A 21,207-nucleotide genomic window follows, 5' to 3' on the forward strand; every position below is an offset into this window, starting at 1 on the left:
AAGCAGCGAATCTGACTTAACCCTTTAAAGCAATCGCCTGCGCCAGAACTGCGACTCCGTTCATCCGGCCATAACTGATCATGTCGATGGCGGCCACCGGCCTTGTTCCCTGCGTGACCGTTTCGACCCGCGCTTTCAGATACGCCACCTGTGGCCCGAGCAAGATCACATCGGCTTTCGCCCACTCTTCGTTCAGCCGGACATCCGGAATTGCCCAGATCTCAGCCTCGATATTTTGCTCTTTTGCCGCCGTGGTCATTTTGCCCATCAGCATGCTGGTCGACATCCCTGCATTGCACACCAGAAGAATTTTGATCATGGTTACGTCCTTTTATGAGTGAGTTGACTGCGCCATCGCGACGCGTTCGGCAAATTTGAGAAATGGCAGGTAGAACATGACGGTCAGCGCGATCAGCACGCCCTGCAAAACCGCAGCGCGCCAGTCTCCGCCGGTTGCCAGAAACCCCGAAAGCAGCGGCGGCGTGGTCCACGGGATCTGCACGGTGACATGATTAATCCAGCCCCACGCCGTGGCGTAGTAGGCGATCGTCAGGCTGAAGACGGGCGCCAGCACAAACGGGACGATCAGCGCAGGATTAAATACGATGGGTAACCCGAAAATAATCGGTTCACTGATATTAAACAGGCACGGCGCGGTCGCCATTTTGGCGATATCGCGGTAATCCTTTTTACGGCTAAAAATGAAGATGGCAATCAGTAAACCGAGGGTGTTTCCCGAACCGCCCATCACGCCAAACGTGTCCTTAAACGCCATACAGATAATGTTGGGAATTTCCTGATGCTGCGCAAAAGCTAAGGTGTTCTCCTGCATGTTGTTCAGCAGGAAGGGATCAAGCACCGCACCGGAAATCACGCCCTGATGGATGCCCACCGAGAAGAAAAGATTGGCGACCGTGGTGATAAACAGAAAGCCCGGCAGACTGGTGGTCACGGATTTCAGGGGTTGCTGGATGAGCGTCGCAATCAGCGTATTCACATCCAGGCCGCTCAGCGTTTTGATGGCAAACGACCCGGCCGCGAAGAAAATCATAGTCAGCATCACCGGGATCAGCGTGTTGAAAGAATTGATAACCGCTGGCGGAATTGCGCCGCCGCTGATATTGACCTGCAAGCGTTTATTGCCCGCAAGACGGATAAACAGCGACGCCACCATCAGCCCGGTGAGAATGCCGACAAACATTCCGGCGGAACCGGTCGAGGCGAAACTGATGCCGCCGGTCACTTCCACCGGTTGCTGTGAAATCAGCGCCGTCAGATGGACGGTTTCAGGCATAAAAATCACCACGACGGAAACCGATAACAGCACCGGCGCAATAGCATTCTGGTAGTTTTTGTTCTGACACAGGTGATACGCGCCTGCCGCCGCTATCAGAATGGAAATGAAATTCAGCGAGCCGTTGACGATCGAATTTCCGATGGTCTGAACCTCGGTCAGATGCATCGGATTAACAAAACCGGACAATATCCCGTCCGGTTTTAACAGAGTGTTATTGAGCAACACCATCAGTCCGGCCAGAACAAAAAACGGCATCAGCGAGGCAAATGCATCGCGCAATGAGCGCAGATGCACCTGCCCGCCGATATGCTGGGCCACCAGCACGGCTTTATCCATCAGTTTCATGATTATTTCCCTGTCAGAATTCGGTATAGAATCCGTCGAATTCAAATCCATTTTCGTCACTGAGCTTTTTATAAAACTCACCGCTTAATTTAAGCGTGCGTGTTTGTGAAGTGAGATCTAATGCCACCAGCCCGTAACGGTTTTTATAGGCATTAATCCACGACCAGCAATCAATAAAGGTCCACAAATGGTATCCGTTTATATTACAGCCCTCACTGATTGCCTGATGTACATAGATCAGATGATTCTTGATATATCCGATTCGATAAGTATCCTGAACCTGGCCGTTTTTAATAAACCGCTGTTCGTCGGCAACGCCCATACCATTTTCAGAAATAAAAGATTCAATATTGCCGTAATTATCACGGATATCGATGCAGAGATCGTAAATCCCTTTTTCGTAAATTTCCCAGCCACGATGAGGATTAAAACGACGGCCCGGCATCACATAACTTTCGAAGAACCATTCAGGCATAAACGGGGATTGCGGATTCACGGCGGCAGAGCGCGCTTTGACCCGGCGCGGCTCGTAATAATTCAGGCCGAGGATCTGAACGGTATTGTCGCGGATGACGGCTAAATCGTCCGGCGTGCAGGACGGTAAATGGTTGTATTGTTCCAGCGTATCAATCAGTTTTTTCGGGAACGTGCCTTTAACGGACGGATCGAGGAAGCTGCGGTTGTAGAACAAATCTGCGTATTCCGCCGCCTGTTTATCGAAGCCGTTTTCACTGCGCGGATAGGTCGGGCTCAGGTTAAGAATAATGCCAATCTTACTGGTCAGGTCGTGGCGTTTAAACGCTTCAATGGCTTTAGCGCTGGCCAGAAGCGTGTTAAAAGCGACCTGCACGCCGCGCTGAAAATCGACGACATTCGGGTAATGAAAATCTTCCATATACCCGCCGAGCACTGGCCCCAGCGGCTCATTGAACGTAAACCAGTGGAAAACCAGATCGCCAAATTCAGTGAAACAGGTATCGGCAAAACGGACGTAGGCTTCCACCACTTCTCGACTTTCCCATCCGCCTTTTTGCATCATGCGTTCAGGCATATCGAAGTGGAATAAATTGGCAAACGGCCTGATACCGCTGGCATTCATCTCCCTGAGTAGATCGCGGTAAAAAGCCACCGCCTCCGGGCTGACGTCACCGTCTCCTTGCGGAAATAACCGTGCCCAGGAAACCGACAGGCGAAATGAGTTATGTCCGGTATCTTTCATCAGCTGAATATCTTGCGGATAACGGTTAAAAAAATCCGTTGTGGTCTCGGTATTCACGCCCTGATAAAAACGGTTCGGCTCTTTATCCCACGACATATCCCATTGCGTGCGCCCTTTGCCGGTATTTCCCCTGCCTTCTGCCTGTTCTGCCGACCAGGCACTGCCCCACCAGAATCCTTCAGGAAAATTAAGAAACTTTTTGTCGTGATGCATTATGTCGTCCTTTAATAGCCATCGTTGCCGGTTATTTTGTTGAATTCCGTTTATTGAACTGCGTCAGCATAGAATTAAATGCGCACCTGAAAATGAATGATTAAGGCTTTAGTTTATTTCTGTGAGCTGTTTCCAGTTTCAACTTCAAGGCGCTATTGAATATCAGGCGTCCGGCATACTCTCGGGAAAATAGTCGCCCCGATGCTAATTCATAATTTTAAAATATGAATTTCTAGAATTTAATATAAATTTAGTATTATTAATGTCAGGTTATTATTTTTAGACCCGCGAATTGCCCGCAGAGAACAGCCACCGTTTACTAAATCGTCGTCCTGAATGCTCTGTGAGCGTCTGACACAAAACCCCGAAATTCTGCTTGACCCTTCGGGGCTGTCTCCCTATAGTAGCGCCCCGTTGCAGCGCTTGCGGTGTAACAAATCCGGTGAGGTGTCTGAGTGGCTGAAGGAGCACGCCTGGAAAGTGTGTATACGAGTAATCGTATCGAGGGTTCGAACCCCTCCCTCACCGCCATATAAAAGAAAAAGGTCCTGATGAAAATCAGGACCTTTTTCTTTTATAGTCTTAAAGCATCTAATTCCATGATTCTCATCCATGAAAAAGGCGGGGTTTACCCGCCTCTGTGAGGTCAATATCCTTTAGAACCAGTCATATTCATCAAACATTGCTTCCATGACATCCTCCGGCAACTGTGGTCATTACGTTTTCATGTTATGAAAACATGTAATAAATTCAACATCCTGCTGAATTTCCTGAGCACAAAATACGCAGAATAAAACCGGCTTGCAATACTGTAGGAACAATTCAGGAATGCGTCTCGCAAAAATCTACATCTTCGCCAGCATCAGACCTGCTCTCAGCCCCAGCGCGACGTTCGGGTTCGGGAAAAGCACCACTTCCTCCTCTTCTTCCACCCGATACGTTTTGCCGGTTTCTTTCGCGATCACTGCGCCTTTTTTAAAAGGCGTGAAGTTCAGCGCATCGGCGGGAACAAACAGATGGAAATCTTCCTGCGAGCGGATCACATCCTGCACCACGCGGAAATGCAGCATAGGCTCGGAGGTTTCACGGGCAGGCAGAGGCTCGCCGCTGACCAGGGTTTCCAGCCCGCGGCGGATCCCCGTGAACTGTGAGTGATCGTTGTTGCCAAACGGCAGCGCTTTACCCAGTTCTAACGTACAGCTGTCTGCCTGAAATACTTCACTGCTGAAATGGGTAAATGTGCCGCCCGGCGAGCGGTGATGCACCAGCGCGTCCAGCCCGCATGCGCTGAGCCATGCCAGCATCGCCTCGCTTTTTGGTCTGGTCTGTAACGGCAACAGCCCGAAGCGCTCATGCAGGGAGCCGCGAATGGCGGTGTGCAAATCATAATGAAAACGCTGTGCGGCACCCGCCGCCGTGGCGCTGCGGTAAAACAGCGCCATCGCCTGCTCGAGTTCCTGCGCCCGTCGCGTTTCATCATTCGGTGTATAACGTGCGTGACGTCCGCCAAACATGCGGTTCATATCGGCGTCAGCAAACCGCTTATTGAGTCGCATGGACGGCGGATTGCCCAGCAACACCAGCAACCGTACCCGCAGCGCTCTTGCGCCGGAAAGCAGTTCACCGGTCAGCTGATTCAGCAGTTCTATCGGCGCCGTTTCATTGCCATGAATCCCCGCCGAAATCACGACGGCGGTGTCACAAGGCACACGCGGCGACAGTTCGAGAATGCCCTCGCCACGCCACTGCCAGTCCAGCGTTTCGGTTAGTCCGGCCGGTTCAGTGACCGGCCCGCCCGCCAGCGTCACCGCTAACAAATCAAACATAACTCACTCCTTTGAGGATCAGCGCTGGAACGGGTAAATGGCACCCAGCCCGAGAATGTTGGTCAGCTCATCCAGCGCAGTGCGCACTTCGGTCAGCAGTTGCGGATCCGCCAGATCTTTGGCCTGCATCCGGTCACGGTAATGCGTATCCACCCACGTATTCAGGCGCACAAACTGGCTGTCGCTCATGATCGACGCCACATTCACCGCATTCAGCTCATTCCGGTTCAGCGCCACGCGCAACCGCAGGCAGGCCGGGCCGCCGCCGTTTCGCATACTTTCACGTAAATCAAACACTTCAATCTGATCCACCGGCCCGCCGCTTTCGACTAATTCGGACAAATAGGCCCAGACGCCGCTGTGCTGGCGCGACTCTTCCGGCACCACTAACAACATTTTGCCGTCGGATTTGGTCAGCAGTTGGCTGTTGAAAAGATAGGTGGCCACGGCGTCATCCAGAGAAACCTTCGCCTGCGGCACTTCAATCGGCTGGAAATCCAGTTCCAGTGCGGCCATTTTGCGGCGGATTTCACTGAGCGCGCTGGCCGTATTCACAAACGCCTGCTGATGATGGAACAGCACGTTGCCGTTGCTGACCGAAATCACATCGTTATGGAAAACGCCGCTGTCGATGGCCTGCGGATTTTGCTGGATAAACACCGTTCTTTTTTCATCGAGCTGATGCAAACGCGCCACCGCGTCACTGGCCAGACGCGTCTGGCGCGCCGGATAACGCACCGGTTCGTTTTCGCCGGTCACCAGCCCGTCGCGGCCATACACAAAAACCTGCACGCCGGGTTTGTCATACGCGCCACATAACCGGTTATGGTTGGCGGCACCTTCATCACCTAACGCGGCCACCTGCGGCAGCGCTTCGTGATGCGCGAAATAACGATCCGCATGGAACGTCGCGCGCAAAATGGCCGACGTGGTTTCGGCTTCTATCGCCCGGTGAAATTTGTTATTCAGGTTAGCGACGGTGAAATGCACACGCCCGTCGCCGCTGTCCGCCGAAGGGGAAACCGTCGCCGCATTCGCCACCCACATGGATGACGCCGAACTCAGCGACGACAACAGACGCGGCGAATACGCCTGCGCTTTTGCCAGCACTTCGCGATCGCTGCCACCGAATCCCATCTTACGCAACGTGCTGAGATGTGGCCGTTCGTGCGGCGGCAAAATCCCCTGCGCAAAGCCCAGATCGGCCAGCGCTTTCATTTTCAGCAGGCCCTGTTTCGCCGCCAGACGCGGGTTAGCGACGGCGTTCTGATTTTTAGTCGAGGCTTCATTGCCGAAAGACAGCCCCGCGTAGTGGTGCGTTGGCCCGACGAGTCCGTCAAAATTTGCTTCACATCCAGACATTCCAGCTCTCCTCAGGTTGTGCGGAAATCAACACCCGGCGACAGCGTCGCAGGAAGTTCCAGCTTGTCTGTTTCCAGCGAGGCCATCGGCCACGCGCAGTAATCCGCTGCATAATAAGCGCTCGGGCGATGGTTACCGGAAGCACCAATACCGCCGAATGGCGCATTGCTCGATGCGCCGGTCAGCGGCTTGTTCCAGTTCACAATCCCCGCCCTTGCTTCCAATAATAGCTGCTCAAACTGAACGCGCTCTGTTGAAATCAGCCCGGTCGCCAGCCCGAAGCGGGTCTGATTGGCGAGACGGATGGCGCTGTCAAAATCGCTGTAACGGTAAATGCTCAGCAGCGGGCCAAAATATTCTTCATCCGGAATGCCGGCCACGCCGGTGAGATCAATAATCCCCGGCGTCAGCACCGTATTCAGCGGATCCGGACGCGTCAGCAGCAACAGTGGTTTGCCGCCGAGCGCCAGCAATTCGTCCTGCGCTTTCAGCATGTTGCGCGCTGCGGCATCGGAAATCACACCGCCCATAAACGGTTGAGGCTCGTCATTCCAGCCACCCACGCGCAGCTGCATCGTGACATCCAGCAGGCGCGCGATAAATGCATCACCCGCCGCGCCTTCTTTCACCAGCAAACGGCGCGCGCAGGTACAACGCTGCCCGGCAGAAATAAACGCGGACTGAATGGTCAGATTAACTGCGGCATCGATATCCTCAACCGGTTCGACGATCAGCGCGTTATTGCCGCCCATTTCCAGCGCCAGAATTTTTTCCGGCTGCCCCGCCAGCTGGCGATGCAGCTGATACCCCGTGCCCGCGCTGCCGGTAAACAGCAGCCCGTCGATATTCCCGCAGGCCGCCAGCGCTTCACCGGTCGTGCGCCCGCCCTGCACCAGATTCAGCACGCCTTCCGGTAAACCGGCCTGCTGCCAGAGTTTCACGGTTTCTTCCGCCGTTTTCGGCGTCAGCTCGCTTGGCTTGAAAACGAGGGTATTGCCCGCCAGCAATGCCGGAACGATGTGGCCGTTTGGCAGATGACCGGGGAAGTTATACGGCCCGAACACCGCCAGAACGCCGTGCGGACGGTGGCGTAATACCGCTTCGCCGTCCGGCATCGCGGTGTGTTTTTCGCCGGTACGCTGCTGATTGGCTTCCAGAGAAATGGCCACTTTGCCGATCATCGCCTGGATTTCTGTCAGCGTTTCCCAGCGCGGTTTGCTGGTTTCCTGACTGATGATTTCCGCCAGACGGGTTTTATGTTCGGTCAGTAAATCCGCAAAACGTTTAATCACCTCGCTACGTTCAGCCACGGTTTTACGGGCCCACGCCGGAAACGCCGTGCGTGCTGCCGTGCAGGCCATTTCAACGTCTTGCGCGTCGGCGCTCAGTGCCGACCACAACAACGTGTTATCCGCCGGATTGGTTTTGCTGAGCTGCGCGCCTTGCCCGCTGCGCCACTGGCCCTGAATAAAGAGTGCAGGTTGCATCATGCGAGACTTTCCTTTTTGTGAAATTGTGTCGGTTGGGTGGCGCTGCTGCCGGGAAAAAGTGCCACGGCGCGCAGGCTGTCGCCTTCACGAACGCCGAGTATGTCGGCTTCGCGGGCGTTTAACTGAACAGATTCCGGCGAATCGCCGCCGGGGATCAGCAAGGCCCGGAAATTCTGGTACTGCTCGTTGGCGACCAGATATTGCGGCTCGTCACGGTCAGCTCGATGTTCTGCCAGCCGGGCTGGCAACAGGCGGCTTTCTCTGACGGCGCGCAGCGAATCAATTTCGCCTTCCAGCGTCGGGCCCGCGTCAAAAATATCAACGTAGCCTTCGTAGCGCAGCCCTTCTCCTTCCAGCACAGCGCGCGCCGGTGCGGTTTGCGGATGGACAGCACCAATCACTTCCCGCGCTTCGTGGCTGAGCAGTTCGGTGTACAGCGGATGTTTCGGCATCAGTTCGGCGATAAAGGATTTTTGCCCCATACCGGTCAGGCGGTCGGCTTCGGCGAATTCCATACCGAAGAAATGCCGCCCGACGCTGTCCCAGAACGGAGAACAGCCGTTGTCGTCGGACATCCCGCGCATCTCCGCAATCACCTTGCGCGAGAAATATTCGCGAAAAGCCGCCAGAAACAGGAAGCGAACTTTTGATAACAGCTGGCCGTTTTTCCCGTGGCGATAATCCGGGTCGAGGAACAGCGTGCAAAGTTCGGTGTAACCGGTGTGGTCGTTGCTGAGAAACAGCGTCGGCACCGGTTTGTAGATATTCAGGCTTTTTGAGGCATGAACCAGCGTGCCGAGGCGAAAGTTATACCAGGGTTCGCTCAGCCCGACGGCCACTTCGATGGCGCTGACGCCCACGACTTTTTCAAGTTCCGTGTCTTCGAGCACAAACAAATAGCCCTGATCGGCTTTCTCAAGGCGACCTTCCCAGGTCGCCACCGAACGCTCAATGCGTCCGCGTAAATGCGCTTCATCCTTGGGCAAAGACGTTAAACCGATGCCGGTTTTGCCTGACAACAGCAGGATATCGGCGAGATCGCCGGGCCGCACAGGTCGAATCAACATCATGATGCTCTACCTCTTTCATCCCAAAGCTTATTTATGCCAGACCATCACACGCAAAGGCGCGCCACGGCGCGTTCCAGGCGGTTCAGCCCTTCTTCAATATCTGCACCCGGAATAATCAGCGATGGCGCGAAGCGCAGCACGTTTGGCCCGGCAATCAGCGCAATCAGCCCTTCCTCGGCTGCCAGCGTATTCAGCTGTTTCGCCTGATCTTTATAGCGTTCACTCATCACCGCGCCGAGCAACAGGCCTTGCCCGCGCACTTCGCTGAAGACGTGATAACGGTCGTTAATGCGTTTCAGGCCGTCGATAAACCACTGGTGACGTTTCTGCACGCCCGACAGGACTTCCGGCGTATTGATCATCTCAAAAACTTTACCCGCCACCGCCGTCGCCAGCGGATTGCCGCCGTAGGTAGTGCCGTGCGTGCCCGGCTGGAACAGAACGGCGTAGCGGTCAGTCGTCAGCATCGCCCCAATCGGGAAACCGCCGCCGAGCGCTTTGGCGCTGGTTAAAATGTCCGGCACCACGCCGTAATGCTGGTAGGCATACAGCTCGCCGGTGCGGCCCACGCCGGTCTGGACTTCATCAAAAATCAGCACCGCCTGATGTTTGTCGCACAGCTCGCGCAGCCCTTGCAGGAATTGCGCATCGGCAGGCACCACGCCGCCTTCGCCCTGAACCGGCTCAACAATCACGGCACAGGTACGCGAAGAAATCTGGCTGGCAACGGCGGCCAGATCGTTAAACGGCAGATGCGTAATGGCCGGTGGCAACGGCGCAAAATCTTCGGAATATTTAGGCTGACCGCCAGCGGTGACGGTGAACAACGTGCGGCCGTGGAAGGCGTTTTTGAAGGCAATAATCTCGTTCTTATCGCCACCGGCTTTATGCCCGTACAACCGCGCCAGTTTGAGCGCCGCTTCATTGGCTTCCGCACCGGAATTACAGAAAAAAACTTTGTCGGCAAACGTCGCGTCGATCAGTTGTTTTGCCAGACGCAGCACCGGCTCGTTGGTATAGCCATTGCCCAGATGCCAGACTTTATCGGCCTGCTCATGCAGCGTTTTACGAATTTCAGGGTGCGCATGTCCCAGCGCATTCACCGCAATACCGCCTGCAAAATCCACGTAGTCTTTGTCGGCCTGATCCCACAGCCAGGATCCTTCGCCACGCACCGGAATAAACGCGGCCGGAGCGTAAACCGGCACCATCCAGTCATCAAAGTTCTGGCGGCTGACATTTTGCGGCTGCTGTTGGTGTTCCATATAAACCTCTTTATTAAGTCTCAGTGACTGGCTGAATTCAGGGTGACCGTTTCCGCCCCCCGGACTGGCAGGGAATACAGTTATTAATTTGTTATTTAAAAGTTAATAAATAATCTCACTCAGTCACATCATAGATTGCAGTCTTCGTGCCAGCAAAGGGAAAAAGTGAATAAAAAAGGCGACACCCAGAAAAAACAACCACTTAATACCGCCTGTTATTCACTTAAATTGCATAAAAAATGAATAAAAGAAAAAATCCCCTTTTACAGCAACGAGGGGAAAGGAATGAGTATGCAGGGAATTATTTTGATTTCTGATGGCAGATATTGTGCAGGATTGTGATCTGGCGCTGATGCGCTCATGCACCGCGGCAGCACATCGCCCGATAGCAGTGCAATCACGCACCTGTTTGGGGCATTTCCGCCCCGTGACCGTGTTCACATTCTGCGCAAATAAAAACGTGTGAGGACGTTTTAGGGCTCAAAAATCCATCAGCTTTGTTTTATTGATACGTGATTGTTATCCAATTGTTATATATGTGTGATCTTGTTATCGGTAACTTCAGTTCCCTCTGACACGCCATGCCTTAAATTCGAATTTATGAAACTTAAATTTAACCTTATTGATTATATAAATTAACAATTACGGGCTTTGATCACACTCCGTTCACGAGCACGCGAAAAGCGCTTTCCCGTTAAGTTAATCTCTGATTGCGGCATTTACCCCGACCGCCCCTACACAAACCCTCATAAGAAAGGTACAGACATGAAATTTAACCTCGCATTAGTCAGTGCATGTGTGGTTTCAGCATGCATGTTATTCACGACACCGACTTTCGCCGCCAATAAGCCCTACGACATCGCCGTCGTGGCGAAGGTCACTGGCATTCCCTGGTTCACCCGCATGGAAGTTGGCGTAAAAGAAGCGGCGCAGAAACTGGACGTTAACGCGTATCAGGTGGGTGCTTCAACGCCAGACCCGGCTCAGCAGGTGAAAGTCATTGAAGATCTCATCGCTAAAAAAGTGGATGCGATTATCGTGGTGCCGAACGATGCCAAAGTGCTGGAACCCGTGCTGAAAAAAGCCCGCGATCAGGGCATCGTGGTATTAACCCACGAATCTCCGGATCAGCAGATTGGTCAGTGGGATATCGAAACCATCGACAGCCAGAAATATGCTGAAGCCAATATGGATGAGCTGGCAAAAGATATGGGCAGCAAAGGCGGTTATGCTATTTATGTCGGTTCCCTTACCGTGCCATTGCATAACGCGTGGGCTGATGCGGCAATTAAATATCAGAAAGAAAAATACCCGGATATGCACGAAGTCACCTCACGTTTGCCGGTGGCTGAAAATATCGACAAGTCCTACTCCACCACGCTGGATCTGATGAAAACCTATCCTGATCTGAAAGGGATTATCGGTTTCGGTTCACTTGGCCCGATCGGTGCCGGTCAGGCCGTACAGCAAAAACGTGCGAAAAATAAAATCGCCGTCGTCGGTATCGCGATGCCAGCACAGGCCGCGCCTTACCTGATGCGCGGTGACATTAAGAAAGTCCTGCTATGGGATCCGAAAGATGCCGGTTACGCGCTGGTTACCGTTGCCGACCAGCTGTTGCAGGGTAAAGAAGTGACGAAGGATCTGACCATCGACACCTTAGGGAAAGCCGATGTGGATACCGAAAAACACGTGATTCGCTTTAATAAAATCCTCGAAGTCACACCGGATAACGCGAAATCACTCGGCTTCTGATTTCATAAAATAGTTTTCATTTTTACCGGAGATACATTATCTCCCGCGCCACACCAGGGGAATGAAACAAATAGGGCGTTGTTTGTTGTGCCGTATTTGTTTCCCCCAATTTCATCAAAAGAATAACAACGAACGCTGTAAGGATTATGTGATGAATATACTCACTCCGTCGTCCGGTTCGCTTACGCCCGCCGTTCCTGCTGAGGCGTTTATCAGCCTCGATAAAATCAGCAAAAAATTCCCCGGCGTATTGGCACTGGATAATGTCTCGCTCACCTTAAATAAAGGCGAAGTGCATTGTCTGGCGGGCCAGAATGGCTGCGGGAAAAGCACAATTATTAAAGTCATTTCAGGCGTTTATCAGCCGGAAAAAGGCGCCGCAATTACGCTGGACGGCAAACTCTTTCATTCCTTAACGCCGCAACTCTCTTCTTATTACGGCATTCAGGTGATTTATCAGGACCTTTCTTTATTCCCCAATTTATCGGTGGCCGAAAATATAGCGATTCACCGCTATCTGCCGGGCGGCGACTTTTGGGTACATCGCGAGGCAATGCGCAAAAAAGCGATAGCGGCCATGCAACGGGTTGGGGTTTCTCTCGACCCGGATCGTAAAGTCGAAAAGTTATCGATCGCCGACCGTCAACTGGTGGCAATATGCCGGGCAATCGCTGCTGACGCCAGCCTGGTGATCATGGATGAACCCACCGCGTCACTGACCCGCACCGAGGTGAACGGCCTGCTGCGGGTGGTCAATGAGCTGAAAGCGGCGGGCATTTGCGTGGTTTTCGTCAGCCACCGTTTAGATGAAGTGATGGAAGTCGCCGACCGGATAAGTGTCATGCGCGACGGCAAACTGGTCGGCACCTATCCGGCGAGTTCGCTCGACAGCAACGAGCTGGCCTTCCTGATGACCGGGCAACGTTTTAGCTACAGCCATCTGCCGCACCGCGCGCCCGCTGAAGCGACACCGCTGCTGGAAGTCAGCCACCTGAGCCGCAAGAGCCAGTATCAGGATATTTCGCTGTCGCTGCGTCAGGGCGAAATTACCTCGATTATCGGCCTGCTGGGATCGGGGCGCACCGAACTGTGCCTGAGCCTGTTTGGCATGAGCCAGCCTGACAGCGGTGAAATCCGCGTAAACGGCAATGCGGTGAAATTTCACAGTAACCGCGACGCTATCCGCCACGGCATCGCGTATGTCTCTGAAGATCGCCTGACGCAAGGGCTGGTCATGGAGCAGTCAATTTATGACAACACGCTGGTGTCCATTTTCGACAAGCTGCACACCGCCACCGGCCTGATGGATCATCGCAAAGCGGCCGCCGTGGTGAAAGATCTGATCCGCGACCTGAACATTAAAGTCTCGGACAGCGCGCTGCCGGTGAAAACGTTATCCGGCGGGAATGCGCAGCGAATCGCCATCGCCAAATGGGTGGCGACGCAGCCACATATTCTGATCCTGGATTCGCCGACGGTCGGCGTGGATATCGCCAACAAAGAAGGCATTTACCGTATTGCGCGCGATCTGGCGGAGTCCGGCATGGCCGTTCTGATGATTTGCGATGAAATTCCCGAAGCTTATTACAACAGTCACCGCGTGCTGGTGATGCGCAAAGGCCAGCTGGTGGCGGAGTTTGCTCCGCACCAGAGCAGCGAAGCGCAGATTGCGGAGGCAATCAATGGATAACAAAAAGCTCTCCAGATTATTTTCTCAGCACGAATTCTGGCTGGGATTACTGGTTCTGCTGCTGGTCATCGGTCTGAGCCTGCGCACCAGTGAATTTATGACGCTCGGCAATCTCACCGACGTCGCCACCAGCTACGCCATTCTCGGCATTCTGGCCTGTGGCCTGTTCGTGGTGCTGATTGCCGGCGGCATTGATATCTCCTTCCCTGCCGTGACCTCAATCGGCCAGTACGTGATGGCGAGTTACATCATTCACCACGGCGGCAGTTTTCCGCTGGCGTTTGCGATGTCGATGGGCACCGGTTTGCTGCTCGGGCTGGTGAACGGATTTCTGGTCTACTGGCTGCGCGTTCCGGCAATTATCATCACCATTGCCACGCTGAACCTGTTTTACGGTTTGCTGGTTTATCTGACCAACGGCACCTGGCTGTACGGTTTCCCGGACTGGTTTATGAACGGCATCAGCTGGTTCTCGTTCACTGCCGCCGACGGCTATGACTACGGCCTGACATTGCCGCTGCTCAGCCTGCTCGGTGTGATTATCGCCACCGGCGTACTCATGAACCGCACCCGCGTAGGCCGTCAGATTTACGCGATGGGCAGCAACCGTGACGCCGCCTCGCGCCTCGGGCTAAACATTCTGCGTCTGCACTTCTACGTTTACGGCTTTATGGGTTTGCTGGCGGGCATCGCGGCAGTCGTACAGGCGCAAATCACCCAGTCGGTCGCGCCCAACTCCCTGCTCGGTTATGAGCTGACAGTGCTGGCAGCGGTGGTGTTAGGCGGTACCAGCATGACCGGCGGGCGCGGTTCGCTGACCGGCACCATTCTCGGCGTAATGCTGCTGGCCTTCCTGCAAAACGGGCTGACATTACTGAGCATTTCGTCTTACTGGCATCAGGTTTTCAGCGGCGTGATCATTCTGGTCAGCATCAGCAGCACCGCGTGGAACGAAAAACGCAAACTGGCGAAGGGGATGTGACATGACGAGCTTAACCCGAATTCTCCCCGGCGACCGCATCATCCGCTTGCAGTTGCTGATCATCGTCGCTGTCGCCGTGTTGTTTTCCTTCACGCTGGGCGGCAGTTTTTACAGCGTCGGCAATTTCCAGTCGATTTCCTCGCAGCTGCCGATTCTGGGCATGCTGGCGTTAGGCATGGGCATCACCATGCTGACCGGCGGTATCAACCTTTCCGTCATTGCCGGGGCTAATACCTGTTCGCTGGCGATGGCTGCGATTCTGGTGGCGCATCCTGACCAGCCGGGTTATTTCGCGCTGGCGATGCTCGCCGGGCTGGCCGTTGCAGTGGTGATTGGGGTGCTGAACGGCGCGCTGATTGCGTACGTCGGCGTTTCCCCGATTCTGGCAACGCTCGGCACCATGACGCTGATTGCCGGGCTGAACATTTTGCTTACCAACGGCGCAGTAATTTCAGGCTTCCCGGCGGCGATTCAGTATCTGAGCAACGGCAGCCTGCTGGGTATTCCGGTCGCCCTGCTGCTTTTCCTGCTGGTGGCGCTGCTGCTGTGGGTTTTGCTGGAACACACCACACTCGGCCGCAGTTTGTATCTGATGGGTTCCAACGAACAGGCCACGCGCTTTAGTGGCGTCAACACACATAAAGTCACCATCGCTGTGTACGTACTTTCCGCCCTGCTTGGCTGGGGCGCGGCGCTGCTGATGATGTCTAAATTTAACTCGGCGAAAGCGGGCTACGGCGACTCGTATCTGCTGGTGACCATTCTTGCGTCCGTGCTTGGCGGGATCAACCCCGACGGCGGATTCGGGCGAGTCATCGGGCTGGTGCTGGCGCTGATCGTCCTGCAAATGCTGGAAAGCGGCCTGAACCTGATGGGCGTCAGCAGTTACCTGACGATGGCACTCTGGGGCGGCGTCCTGATCCTGTTTATCGCCTTACAAAACAGAAAATCTTAAGCGAATTGCTTTTACCGAAGGGAAAAAACATGGCGAGTTATTTTATTGGAGTTGACGTAGGAACCGGCAGCGCCCGTGCGGGCGTCTTCGACATGACCGGCCGCATGGTCGGTCAGGCCAGCCGCGAGATTACGCTGTACCGCCCAAAAGCCGATTTCGTCGAGCAGTCTTCCGATGAGATCTGGCAATCCGTCTGCAACGCCGTCAAAGACGCGGTGAATCAGGCCGACATCAACCCGATTCAGGTAAAAGGCATCGGCTTTGACGCCACCTGTTCGCTGGTGGTGCTCGATAAAGAAGGTAAACCGCTGACCGTCAGCCCGTCCGGCCGCAGCGAGCAGAACATTATTGTGTGGATGGATCACCGCGCCATCACGCAGGCCGAACGCATCAACGCCACCGGCCACCGCGTGCTGGAATTCGTCGGCGGGATTATTTCGCCAGAAATGCAGACGCCAAAACTCCTGTGGCTGAAACAACATATGCCGACGACGTGGAATAACGTCGGGCATCTGTTTGATTTGCCGGATTTCCTGACCTGGCGCGCCACACAAAGTACCACGCGTTCACTGTGCTCCACGGTTTGCAAATGGACCTATATCGGCCACGAAGACCGCTGGGATCCGAGCTATTTCCGCCAGATTGGTCTGGAAGATTTGCTGGAAAACAATGCCGCTAAAATCGGCAGCGAAGTCAAAACCATGGGCGAACCGCTGGGCCACGGCCTCACCCAGCGCGCCGCCGCTGAAATGGGGCTGATGGCCGGAACCGCGGTCAGCGTCTCCATTATTGATGCGCACGCGGGCAGCCTGGGCATTCTCGGTGCCAGCGGCGCATCGGGTGAATCGGCCGATTTCGATAACCGCATCGCGCTCATTGGCGGCACTTCTACGGCGCATATGGCGATGTCCCGCAGCGCACGCTACATCGGCGGCATCTGGGGGCCGTATTTCTCCGCGATCCTGCCGGATTACTGGCTTAATGAAGGCGGCCAGTCCACCACCGGGGCGCTGATCGACCACGTGATTCAGTCGCATCCGTGCTATCAGGATTTACTGAAACAGGGCAAAGACAGCGGCAAAACCATTTATGAAATACTGAACGGTCTGCTGCGCAAAATGGCGGGTGAACCGGAAAACATCGCGTTCCTGACCAAAGACATTCATATGCTGCCCTACTTCCACGGCAACCGTTCGCCGCGCGCCAACCCGACGCTCACCGGCACGCTGACCGGCCTGAAACTCTCGCGCACGCCGGAAGACATGGCGCTGCATTATCTCGCAACGATCCAGGCGCTGGCGCTCGGCACCCGTCATATCATTGAAACCATGAATCAGAGCGGCTACCGCATTGATACCATGATGGCGAGCGGCGGCGGCACCAAAAACCCGGTGTTTGTGCAGGAGCATTCCAACGCGACAGGCTGCGCGATGCTGTTGCCGGAAGAGAGCGAAGCGATGTTGCTCGGCAGCGCCATGATGGGCACCGTGGCCGCCGGTGCCTACGATTCACTGCCCGAAGCGATGGCCGCCATGAGCCGTATCGGCAAAACCGTCACGCCGCAAACCAACAAAATCAAAGAGTATTACGACCGCAAATACCGCGTATTCCACGAGATGTATCACGACAGCATGAAATACCGCCGCCTGATGCAGGGAGAAGAAAAATGACCGCTGACGAGGAATTTCAGCTGGCGTGCCAGGGCTGGCGGACGTACAGCCAGGAACTGCTGGCACTGCAAAACCATCTTGACGCAGATATCTGGCGTCAGTTGCTGACGCTGGTGACCGGTTGCAAAGGCAAAATTGCCGTCACCGGCGTCGGCACTTCCGGCATTGCAGCACGTAAAATTGCGCACATGCTGGCGTGTGTTGAACAGCCGTCGGTGTATCTCAGCGCCACCGACGCCGCGCACGGCGACCTGGGTTTTCTGCGCAGTGACGACCTGATTATCCTGGTTTCACGCGGCGGAAATTCCGAAGAACTGACGCGCCTGTTGCCGACGCTGAAAACCAAAGGCGTCGCCATCATCAGCGTGACAGAAAATCTGGATTCCACCATTGCGCGCGCCGCCACACTGGTCGTGAAAACGCATATCCAGCAGGAAATCGACCCGCTCAATATGCTGGCCACCACGTCCATCGTTCTGGTGCTGGCCATTTTCGACGCGCTGTGCGGCAACATCATGCTGCGCAACGGCTTCGATCAGCAAAGGCTTCTGAAGGTGCATCCCGGCGGAAATGTCGGGAAGACATTAAGGGAGCAGGATTTGTGAATCCGGGCGGGGAATAATCGTTTCGGCTAATGCGTTTGCGTATAACAAATCTCTGAAAGTGACTCAACATGCATTGGTTTTATTGTTCTGTTGTTTTTCGCGGCGTACCTTGTCTGCTCAATTTATCTCAGATTAAGGAAGATTATGAGCTGGAACCGGGATGCCGCAATATCACATATCAGGACAAATGCAGGCTCACACTCTATTCATCGCTGTGCACGTTACACCCGGCAGGCGATAGAGGCTGGCGGCGTTCATCTGGACAATATACCTGATGCGAAAGACTACGGTGCTTCGCTTGAACGCGCCGGGTTCAGGGAGGTGCCTGCCGGTTCAACTTTAGTCGCGGGAGATGTGGCAATAATTCAACCCTACCAGGGTGGTAATCCATCGGGACATATGACGATGTACGACGGTACAACATGGTTTTCAGATTTTCGCCAAACCAGCATGTATCCCGGCCCGGGATATCGGAACACCCACCCGACCTACAAAATTTACCGGAAGAACTAATGCGCATACTTATCCTATTAGCTCTCAGCTTGTTAACAGCGTGTTCTTCCCGTTCCGATGATAATCAGCTGGCGATTAATCAGGTCACCGGGTTTTATGGATTTTATCTTGCGGCTTTTCTGAAAGATCCTCCTCCGACGTATGAGTCGCCCGAAATGCGTCATTATGTAGCAACTGACACCTTAAGCCGACTTGCCGCCGTGGATAAAATCCCGGAACAGGAGATCGTTAGCGCAGATTACTTTACGTACACGCAAGATTATGACGCAGCGTGGATCCCGGCGTTTAATACCGGGTCCGTACGCAGTATTCCGGGCGGAAAAGTCGTGGATGTCTGGCTTGGGATCGACCACGGAAAGAGCCTTCACCTTGAGACGTATTTGAAACGTGAAAACATGACGTGGAAAATTTATCGGGTACGCAATATCTCTGATAATTATGAAGCCCCGATTTTCAGCGCGGGAAGGATCCAGCGCGGCTGGTAATCCGTAAAACCTCCACCGTCTGAAAGACGGTGGAGGTTAAGCACTTCCCGGTTACTCCCGAATTTCCTCTGCCACCAGCGCCGCCAGCACTGAAATAGCGCGGGCGGTGTGCGGTCCCCATTCGAATGAAGTATTGATGCGCAAACAATGTCGGAAACGTTCGTCGGCGGAAAACATCGTGCCCGGCGCGACGCTGACGCCTTTGGCCAGTGCGCGCTGATAGACACGTGCGGCGTCCACGTTATCGCCCAAATCGAGCCAGAGGAAATAGCCGCCCTGCGGTTGGGAAACCGAAACCTGTGCGGGGAATTCTTTGATGATGGCGTGATGCATCGCCATTTGCCGCTGTTCCAGCACACGGCGCAGGCGGCGTAAATGGGTGTCGTAACCGCCCTGCTGCCCGCCTTTTTGCAGGAAATCTGCCAGCGCCAGCTGCACCGGCACGCTGGCGGATAACGTACTCATCAGCTGCAAGCGTTCAATACGCTCAACGTATTTCCCTGCCGCCACCCAGCCGACGCGAAAACCCGGTGCCAGACATTTAGAAAATGAAGAACAATGCAGGATTTCGCTGCGGTACGCCGACGCCTTCAGCGGCACCGGGCGTTCACTGCCAAAATACAGTTCGCTGTAAACATCGTCTTCGATTAGCGCCACCTGATGCCGTTGCAGGATATCCACCAGACGCGCCTTATTTTCAGACGGCATTGTGCAACCGAGCGGGTTCTGAAAACTCGACATCAGCCAGCAGGCTTTGATCGGATAGGTTTCCAGCGCTTTTTCCAGCGCATCGGGATCCATACCAAAACGTACGTCGGTCGGAATAGCGATCGCTTTCAACTTGCGCCGCTCTATGGCCTGCAACGCGCCATAAAATGCCGGGGATTCAATCGCCACCCAGTCACCCGGCTCGGTCACGGCCTGCAAACTCAGCCCTAAAGATTCCATCGCGCCAGATGTAATGACGATTTCATCGGGCGCAACTTCTATACCATTCTGAGCATAACGGCGGGCAATGCTGCGGCGCAGTTCTTCGTTGCCCGGCGGCAAATTAGCGATGGCGCTGTGCGGTGACATCCGGCGAACGGCGCTGGCAAGCGACCGCGCCAGACGCGGCTGCGGGAATAATGTCGGATCGGGAAATGCCGAACCCAGCGGTACAACGGAAGGATCCTGCCCCGCTTTCAGGATATCGAAAATCGCATCGTTGACGTCTACCTGCTCGGCGGCGTGCAGGCGTTCATCGGGCTGGCGACGAACCGGACGCTGCAAACCTGCCGCGACGTAATAGCCTGACTGCGGGCGCGCAACGATCACGCCCTGACTTTCCAGCAACTGGTACGCCTGTAACACCGTCATCAGGCTCAGCCCGGACTGTTTGCAGGACTCACGCAAGGAAGGCAGGCGGTCGCCCGGCAGCCAGACATGAGTGTCGATTTGTCTGCGCAAGGTGCGCGCGAGAGTTTCGTAGCGGGATTCAGTCATGGGCACTCTGCACTGTTATAGAAGGTGTTAACGAAAGGGTAACTATTATGCCGGTGTTTGCCCACTTCCGGCGATGTAAACCCGGCATCAACAGCAAACAATCTTTACTTAAGAAGTCTGGCGGCCAAACATTCACCATGTTAATGTGTGAACTCACCGCATTACTCAGATTTATCTGAACTTCCATTCATGCCTGTTCTCGCAACCTTACGCTTTCTAAACATTTTCTCCACGATCGGCTGAAAAGTGACACTTCGGCTTTCACTCTTTTACATCTTGCTCGCATTACTATTCATTGGATTCAGTAGACTTGCTTTCGTTGAAACAAAACGGGCGATGTGCCTGAATCTCCAATGAGGAATTTAATTATGCGTAAACTTACCGCAATGATTGTGGCTTCAACTCTGGCTCTGAGCTCTGCTTCTTTAGCGTTTGCTGCTGAAACCACGGCCACTCCGGCAACTGACGCACCTGCTGCGACTCACGGCAAAATGATGCACCATAAAGGCCCGCATCATATGAACCCGTTCGCAGGTCTGAACCTGACTGAGCAGCAGAAAACTCAGATGAAAGAAATTATGAAAGACAGCGGCGCACGCCCTGACCGCGCTGCAATGAAAGCGCAGATGGATCAGATGCACACCTTAGTCGCTTCAGACAGCTTCGATGAAGCGAAAGTGAAATCGCAGATTGATACCATCACCAAAGCACAGTCCGACCGCATGCTGGATCGCGCACGTGCCGAAAACAAAATGTATAACCTGCTGACACCTGAGCAGAAAAAACAGTTCAACGAGAACTACCAGAAACGCGCTGCCAAAATGGAACAGATGCGTGACCATAAACCAGGTCAGCCAAAACCCGCTGACGCTGAGTAATCTTCAGGGCAGTTAAGCCTGAAATCCTGACCCGAACCGGCCTTTCACAGGCCGGTTTTTTTTCGTTTTATCTCTACCCCGCCACAACTTTAATGTCATCCG

The 21,207-nt window shown here is 54.3% G+C and carries 18 protein-coding genes and 1 tRNA gene; 10 read left to right on the forward strand and 9 right to left on the reverse strand.

Annotation, left to right across the window (positions count from 1 at the left end):
• Positions 1–16: 16 nt before the first annotated feature.
• Genes KWG64_RS05655 through KWG64_RS05665 form a run of 3 tightly spaced genes read right to left on the reverse strand, consistent with a single transcriptional unit; the run spans position 17 to position 3,074 of the window.
• Positions 17–319 (reverse strand): PTS sugar transporter subunit IIB, encoded by a 303-nt coding sequence (locus KWG64_RS05655; RefSeq protein WP_218521195.1) that lies wholly within the window; start codon positions 317–319, stop codon positions 17–19.
• Positions 320–331: 12 nt separating this feature from the next.
• Positions 332–1,642, reverse strand: a complete 1,311-nt coding sequence (locus KWG64_RS05660; RefSeq protein ID WP_255562093.1) for a PTS sugar transporter subunit IIC — start codon at positions 1,640–1,642, stop codon at positions 332–334.
• Between the two features lie 13 nt (positions 1,643–1,655).
• A complete protein-coding gene (locus KWG64_RS05665) occupies positions 1,656–3,074 on the reverse strand; it encodes a glycoside hydrolase family 1 protein (protein ID WP_218521196.1) in 1,419 nt (472 codons plus the stop codon).
• A gap of 441 nt (positions 3,075–3,515) precedes the next feature.
• On the opposite strand from KWG64_RS05665, the gene KWG64_RS05670 reads away from it, so the two are divergent.
• A tRNA-Ser gene (locus tag KWG64_RS05670) sits at positions 3,516–3,605 on the forward strand.
• A gap of 314 nt (positions 3,606–3,919) precedes the next feature.
• On the opposite strand, the gene astE is transcribed toward KWG64_RS05670, so the two are convergent.
• Genes astE through KWG64_RS05695 form a run of 5 tightly spaced genes read right to left on the reverse strand, consistent with a single transcriptional unit; the run spans position 3,920 to position 10,087 of the window.
• Positions 3,920–4,900, reverse strand: a complete 981-nt coding sequence (astE, locus tag KWG64_RS05675; protein WP_218521197.1) for a succinylglutamate desuccinylase — start codon at positions 4,898–4,900, stop codon at positions 3,920–3,922.
• A gap of 18 nt (positions 4,901–4,918) precedes the next feature.
• The gene (gene astB / locus KWG64_RS05680; RefSeq protein ID WP_218521198.1) at positions 4,919–6,262 is read right to left on the reverse strand and encodes an N-succinylarginine dihydrolase; all 1,344 of its coding nucleotides are present in this window, start codon (positions 6,260–6,262) and stop codon (positions 4,919–4,921) included.
• Between the two features lie 11 nt (positions 6,263–6,273).
• Positions 6,274–7,752 (reverse strand): succinylglutamate-semialdehyde dehydrogenase, encoded by a 1,479-nt coding sequence (gene astD, locus KWG64_RS05685; RefSeq protein ID WP_195812620.1) that lies wholly within the window; start codon positions 7,750–7,752, stop codon positions 6,274–6,276.
• Positions 7,749–8,822, reverse strand: a complete 1,074-nt coding sequence (gene astA, locus KWG64_RS05690) for an arginine N-succinyltransferase (protein WP_218521199.1) — start codon at positions 8,820–8,822, stop codon at positions 7,749–7,751. Before astA ends, astD begins: the two co-directional genes overlap by 4 nt.
• 44 nt (positions 8,823–8,866) lie before the next feature.
• Positions 8,867–10,087 carry an aspartate aminotransferase family protein gene (locus KWG64_RS05695; protein WP_218521200.1) on the reverse strand — a complete coding sequence of 407 codons (1,221 nt, stop codon included), beginning with the start codon at positions 10,085–10,087 and terminating at the stop codon, positions 8,867–8,869.
• Between the two features lie 765 nt (positions 10,088–10,852).
• On the opposite strand from KWG64_RS05695, the gene KWG64_RS05700 reads away from it, so the two are divergent.
• The 8 genes from KWG64_RS05700 (at position 10,853) to KWG64_RS05735 (ending at position 18,742) form a co-directional block, all read left to right on the forward strand.
• Positions 10,853–11,842: an autoinducer 2 ABC transporter substrate-binding protein gene (locus tag KWG64_RS05700; protein ID WP_195812623.1), complete on the forward strand. Its 990-nt coding sequence runs from the start codon at positions 10,853–10,855 to the stop codon at positions 11,840–11,842.
• Between the two features lie 151 nt (positions 11,843–11,993).
• Positions 11,994–13,532, forward strand: a complete 1,539-nt coding sequence (locus tag KWG64_RS05705; protein ID WP_218521201.1) for a sugar ABC transporter ATP-binding protein — start codon at positions 11,994–11,996, stop codon at positions 13,530–13,532.
• A complete protein-coding gene (locus KWG64_RS05710) occupies positions 13,525–14,514 on the forward strand; it encodes an ABC transporter permease (RefSeq protein WP_218521202.1) in 990 nt (329 codons plus the stop codon). Before KWG64_RS05705 ends, KWG64_RS05710 begins: the two co-directional genes overlap by 8 nt.
• Position 14,515: 1 nt before the next feature.
• On the forward strand, positions 14,516–15,469 hold the full coding sequence (locus tag KWG64_RS05715; RefSeq protein ID WP_218521203.1) for an ABC transporter permease: 954 nt from the start codon (positions 14,516–14,518) through the stop codon (positions 15,467–15,469).
• Positions 15,470–15,498: 29 nt separating this feature from the next.
• Positions 15,499–17,139 (forward strand): FGGY-family carbohydrate kinase, encoded by a 1,641-nt coding sequence (locus tag KWG64_RS05720; RefSeq protein ID WP_218521204.1) that lies wholly within the window; start codon positions 15,499–15,501, stop codon positions 17,137–17,139.
• Positions 17,136–17,744: an SIS domain-containing protein gene (locus tag KWG64_RS05725; RefSeq protein WP_218521205.1), complete on the forward strand. Its 609-nt coding sequence runs from the start codon at positions 17,136–17,138 to the stop codon at positions 17,742–17,744. Before KWG64_RS05720 ends, KWG64_RS05725 begins: the two co-directional genes overlap by 4 nt.
• A gap of 144 nt (positions 17,745–17,888) precedes the next feature.
• Positions 17,889–18,257 carry a hypothetical protein gene (locus KWG64_RS05730; RefSeq protein ID WP_218521206.1) on the forward strand — a complete coding sequence of 123 codons (369 nt, stop codon included), beginning with the start codon at positions 17,889–17,891 and terminating at the stop codon, positions 18,255–18,257.
• Entirely contained in the window at positions 18,257–18,742 is a 486-nt protein-coding gene (locus KWG64_RS05735; protein ID WP_218521207.1) for a YbjP/YqhG family protein, read from the forward strand. The genes KWG64_RS05730 and KWG64_RS05735 overlap by 1 nt, the downstream gene beginning before the upstream one ends.
• A gap of 51 nt (positions 18,743–18,793) precedes the next feature.
• Here the strand turns inward: KWG64_RS05735 and KWG64_RS05740 are convergent, their stop codons facing one another.
• On the reverse strand, positions 18,794–20,227 hold the full coding sequence (locus KWG64_RS05740) for a PLP-dependent aminotransferase family protein (RefSeq protein WP_218521208.1): 1,434 nt from the start codon (positions 20,225–20,227) through the stop codon (positions 18,794–18,796).
• A 368-nt stretch (positions 20,228–20,595) separates the two neighbouring features.
• Here KWG64_RS05740 and spy point away from each other — a divergent pair, with 368 nt between their 5' ends.
• Positions 20,596–21,105, forward strand: coding sequence for an ATP-independent periplasmic protein-refolding chaperone Spy (spy, locus tag KWG64_RS05745; RefSeq protein WP_218521209.1), 510 nt, complete (start codon positions 20,596–20,598; stop codon positions 21,103–21,105).
• The last annotated feature ends 102 nt before the right edge of the window (positions 21,106–21,207 follow it).

Origin of the sequence: Rahnella sp. PD12R (assembly GCF_019200965.1) — a bacterium.
Lineage (GTDB): Bacteria > Pseudomonadota > Gammaproteobacteria > Enterobacterales > Enterobacteriaceae > Rahnella > Rahnella laticis.